This window comes from Geobacillus sp. LYN3 (genome assembly GCF_003064505.1).
Classification (GTDB): domain Bacteria; phylum Bacillota; class Bacilli; order Bacillales; family Anoxybacillaceae; genus Parageobacillus_B; species Parageobacillus_B toebii.
The window spans coordinates 1,600,988-1,605,829 of record NZ_QCWL01000001.1 but is presented as its reverse complement, the minus strand read 5'-3'; the positions used below and the strand labels follow the sequence as shown (position 1 = coordinate 1,605,829).

4 protein-coding genes are annotated in these 4,842 nt (G+C 37.9%); 2 read left to right on the top strand and 2 right to left on the bottom strand.

Annotated features, from left to right (window positions below):
- The coding region (locus DCC82_RS08385) for a transposase (protein WP_199222350.1) at positions 1–316 on the top strand (316 nt) is incomplete at its 5' end.
- Positions 313–1,176: an IS3 family transposase gene (locus DCC82_RS08380; protein WP_108430321.1), complete on the top strand. Its 864-nt coding sequence runs from the start codon at positions 313–315 to the stop codon at positions 1,174–1,176. The genes DCC82_RS08385 and DCC82_RS08380, both read left to right, overlap by 4 nt.
- Before the next feature lie 248 nt (positions 1,177–1,424).
- On the opposite strand, the gene DCC82_RS08375 is transcribed toward DCC82_RS08380, so the two are convergent.
- Positions 1,425–3,179, bottom strand: a complete 1,755-nt coding sequence (locus DCC82_RS08375) for a GmrSD restriction endonuclease domain-containing protein (RefSeq protein WP_233252950.1) — start codon at positions 3,177–3,179, stop codon at positions 1,425–1,427.
- 32 nt (positions 3,180–3,211) lie between these two features.
- The coding region (locus tag DCC82_RS08370; protein ID WP_483299656.1) for a PDDEXK family nuclease at positions 3,212–4,842 on the bottom strand (1,631 nt) is incomplete at its 5' end.

The window sequence follows — 4,842 nt, the reverse complement described above, 5'->3', positions numbered from 1 at the left end:
CAAGCAAACACCGAAAGGGAAGACCACTTATTCCGTGGAGTTTAAATGGAGGGCTGTCCAGATGTACATCGAAGAAGGATGGGGATATAAGCGGATATGCCAAGAGTTAGGGATTCCCTGCACGAAAACGATCAGACTTTGGGTAAAACGTTACCATGAACATGGTCTAAAAGGGCTCGAAGAACGGCGCGGGACATCCAAGTCTCCATTCAAGGGAAGGCCTCGAAAAAAAGAGTGCAGTTTAGAGGAAGAGAATCGAAGACTGAAAGCAGAGAATGATTATTTAAAAAAGTTACGAGAGCTGGCAAGGAGGTGAAACCGAAAGAGCGGTTCTCGATCATTCAGGAGTTATCCAACACCTATCCGATTGCCTGGCTATGCCAACTGGCCGGTGTGTCAAGAAGTGGATACTATCGATGGATGAACCAGCAGGGAATCGTCACAGAGAAGCAAAAGGAAAATGAACAAATCAAACAAATGATCCTCGAATGCCATCAAAAGGTCAATGGGATCTATGGATACTACCGCGTGAAAGCATGGATAAAACGAAATTATGGGAAGACCGTGAATCATAAGCGAGTGTACCGACTGATGAAAGAGTTGGGGGTTCAGGCCAAAATCCGTCGAAAAAAGCCGAAGTATAAAGCGGGAAAGGAGAATATCGTAGCGTCGAACGTGTTAAACTGTGATTTTGTGGCCACTGCAGCCAACCAAAAATGGGTGACGGATATTACCTATGTGCCATTTCAAGGAACCTATTTGTATCTGTCTGCTATTAAAGATCTGTACAACAATGAAATCATTGCGTATCGCATCAGTCGTTCGAATGACTTAAAATTGGTGATCGAAACTGTCAAGGATGCCATCAAAAAACGGGATGCGCGAGGAGTCCTTCTCCATAGCGATCAAGGCTCCCAGTACACATCCCGCCAGTACCATCAACTGCTGAAGGCTCATCATATCATTCCTAGTATGTCCAGAAGAGGAAACTGTTTAGACAATGCCTGCATGGAAAATTTTTTCGGGCATTTGAAATCGGAAATGGTGGACCTTCCCACCTTTGAAACGGAAGAGGAAATGATCGAGGCGATCGATCAGTACATGTATTTTTATAATTATGAACGGTGCCAGAAAAAACTAGACTACCTCAGCCCAGTGGAATACCGAATTGCCTAAGCAGCCTAGCAGACGAACGGCTGAGAATGTCTCCTTCTTCAGCTTGCCAACGATGAAGTGGAATGAAGGAGACGTTGTCAAGTGCTTTCCTTGACAACGTTTCCTCATTCCACTATCCTAACAAGCAGCTGAAGAAGGTGGGTATTTTTCACACTGTCTACTTGACAGGGATATGTTCAGTAGACAGATTCATGTGCTTTCTTTTTCTGTCTACTATAAGGGGATCATATCATACTCCCCCTTTTCCTTTATTCATCTTCCCGATGCTTTTCATATGATTGTTTAATTAGAAACATTGCATACTCGATTTCACTTACAGAAGAAACGTGAAATTCAACGTCTCCGTTCCCCAAGCGACCGATATTGGTGACATCTCTACAAATCCCTTTAGGATCTTGTATTTCATCGAAAGGCATATTCAAGCTTAACCGCAGTCTGCTTTCCTGCGGCACAATATCGACGAAATTAGTCGATGTTTTAAAGGCAATATATCGCTTTTTGAACTCCATGCGGACAGAGCTGTCTAAGTTGCAAATTCGTTTGCTCAATTCATTAAATAATACCAACATATCTCCCTGTAATTTAGGATAATCGGCAATTGTATAAGTCACACTTTCACTTTTGGAACTTTTCTTTCGGTATTTAGCCAGAATATCATCGGAAAGCTGTGGATACTTCCAGACTTTTAACGCTAAATCCGCCAAGAATTGAGCTCTTTTGCAGATTTCCTCCTCATTCCAAGTTTCAAGTCTAGCTAGTCCTCTATTTAACCTCAGTGGACTGTCAGCAAACCCGCCCTCCATATCCCGTTTTTCCTTAAACGGACGATCACTGAGCTCGGAATTATATCGGGTCAGTGTTAGATTTCCCAACGTATGGAGATATGTTTTGTGTACTTCTTCCCAATTTGGCCCTAAATCCCGTCTCCACTCTGGAGACAAGTTTGGATTTTGCGGCATGATGTGTTCAATCGTATAAGCTTCGATATCAATAATCTCTTTCCGATTGAAATTTTCCAGCTTCCGAAGCAGGTAATTTCGATTTCTGAAATTATACACATCCTTAATCATGAGTTCCCGCTTGAACTCCTCATCGGCCGGAAACCGTTTATAGGAATCTTTGAGTAAAAACGCCGCACGAACGCTTTCCAAATAATTCGCCTTGTCGATCTCTTTGCTGAGTGTCGCAAATGTTTTGTTCAATGAATTGGTCGGAACCCCGCAAACCGCTCGGCGGAACACGTAAGCTTCAACAAGCTTTAGGATTTCGATAAGTTCCGATTTTGATAAAATTTGACGCTCATAGTCGTCATATACCTCAAGCAAGAACGGATATGAGACATCGACCTTAAGCGTATTGATATCTTTAAGCACTTCATTGATTTCTTTATCTTTTTCCGTCTGGAATGCAAGCTTCACAAAATATTGGGAATATCGATAAATGTCCTCGACAATTTGCTGGACACTCAGTTCACTGTGCTCAAATACATACGCCTTGAAACTGGAGTAAACTTCTTGTATGTTTGGAATTCGCCCCGTTTTCACCGTTAAATAGTCACGCATAAATCGGTCAAACAAAGCGGAATTTGTCAGATTCCCGAAGCTTTTTTCCATCGGATACCAGTATTCCCTGTACAGTTCCGCTTGCTCTTTCGGCTCCAGTTTCATCAAAACGAAGTTTCGGATCAAATCGGCTTGCGACAGATCAAGCCCTGTCGAGTTCAGACTTTCAAAAATCAACTGCGGATTATCATGGTCACGATCCAACGAAATATCTACAATAATCAGCTTGGAGATTCCCTGATACAGCTTGTTCAGATCGATACCGCTGTTTTTGATGGATTCCGCAAAAAAATGATAGTTCTCGTACACCCTCGGGGAGTATTCCTCGGGGAGTTTTTTGTCTAAGATCAGGTTGATCAGCGTGTCCTTATCGCTCTGCGTCAATATGAGTTTGTGATACAGCTCCCCCTCTTCTTCGCTGTTGACCAGATAGTAATTCATGATCTTCTTTTTTGTCATATCCAGATATGTAGTTAAATGGTCAAACCCACCTCTTTTAGTTTTTTCGATAACATAGCTTTTGTTATAGGTTCGTTAAATAACCATTCAATTAATATAACCCCATTTTCTGTACACAGATTTTTTTTTCTGTTATCCAAATGTATTCTCTTTTTTAGAGCTTCTTCACCTCCGAAATAATCGATTGGTTTAAAATGCTGCTCTCCTTGATATTCAAAAGCAACATTTAATTCTGGAACAAAGACGTCTATGTGTTGTGGTTGTAGCCATGTTGGTGAATAATGCATAATCGCTGATGGATAATGACTTGCAATTAACTCAAATAGTGCCAATTCCGACTTCCATCTTATTGGTATTTTTCTCTCTAGAATTAATTTATTTTGTATTTCTTTCTTTTTTCTCTGTAATACTTCATAAGGAAGTACCTCAAGTCCTTTGCGATAAGCATGCAAGCTTTTTAAATTCTCTTCAAATACGCTTTTTAGTATATCTTTATATAATTTATCTGCTAATTGTTTTTTATATTCTAAGTTATAATAACTCATTAAACGATCTCGTACAGCTTCTACATGTAATTGATAATTAGAATCATTTGTCATAAAAGAATTATAATTGTACTGATATGCTTCTTTAATAAGATCGCTTGTCTGTGAGTGTCCCATTAGCGTTTCACAAGATATTAAAATATCCTCTATATTTACACCGTATATAGAAAAACCTAGAGGATCATCATTATTTCTAAATATACCTCTATTCAAGATATGACACATTAGCATAAAATCTTCAAACTTATCTTCTGTATATGTAACTAAATGGTTCACACTATCGTCATCCTCAAACAAATTGTCTAATATTATATGCTCACTTGCATATTGAGCCAACTCTAATGCGGTATAATATGTTTTTCCAATTTTCTTCGTAAAGTAAATTTTATATGGCGCAGAAATATCTGGTTGTTTTACAAATTGATGTTTTTTCAAAAGTAAGAGATTAATTTTATGTTGATTTTTCATATCTTCTTGTTTTTGAAATAGAGAACGATACTCTTCGTTATAAACGTAATCGATGTCAACTTCGCTGTATAATACTTTTTCTTTATTTTTCTGTTCTAGACTTTTCAAACACAAGGAAAATTTGATTTTTCTCTTACTACTTTTGTTTTTAACATACAAAATTTCTGTTAAGGTTTCATTTATAACATAGTCACGAAGGATATTCGAAATTGTGTGAATAAGTTCTCCATTTTCGGAATAAATAAATAAGTCTCCATAGGAAAGGGAACCTATGAAATCTCCTTCTAATGGAATTTCTAGTGAACCTCTTTCCTGAAATGCAAAGATAAATACTCTCTCATCATAATTTAAAATTTCATAATCATTAGGAAAATCAAGAATTTCAATAACGTCATGATTTTCTTCATATAATATATATAAAGTTCCATTATTTGATTTTTTACTTGGAACAAAATAGATAACTTTTAACTCATCATTATTGTTCCTCTTAAATTTATATCCCCAATCTACGTTTTTTGCAATTAGGGTACTACCATTTTTCTCGTCATAAATATATAAATCGTAACTATTCAGCCACATGATCAAGTGAGCTGAATATTTTTTGTATTTCCTGTCTATGATGTGAATATTGA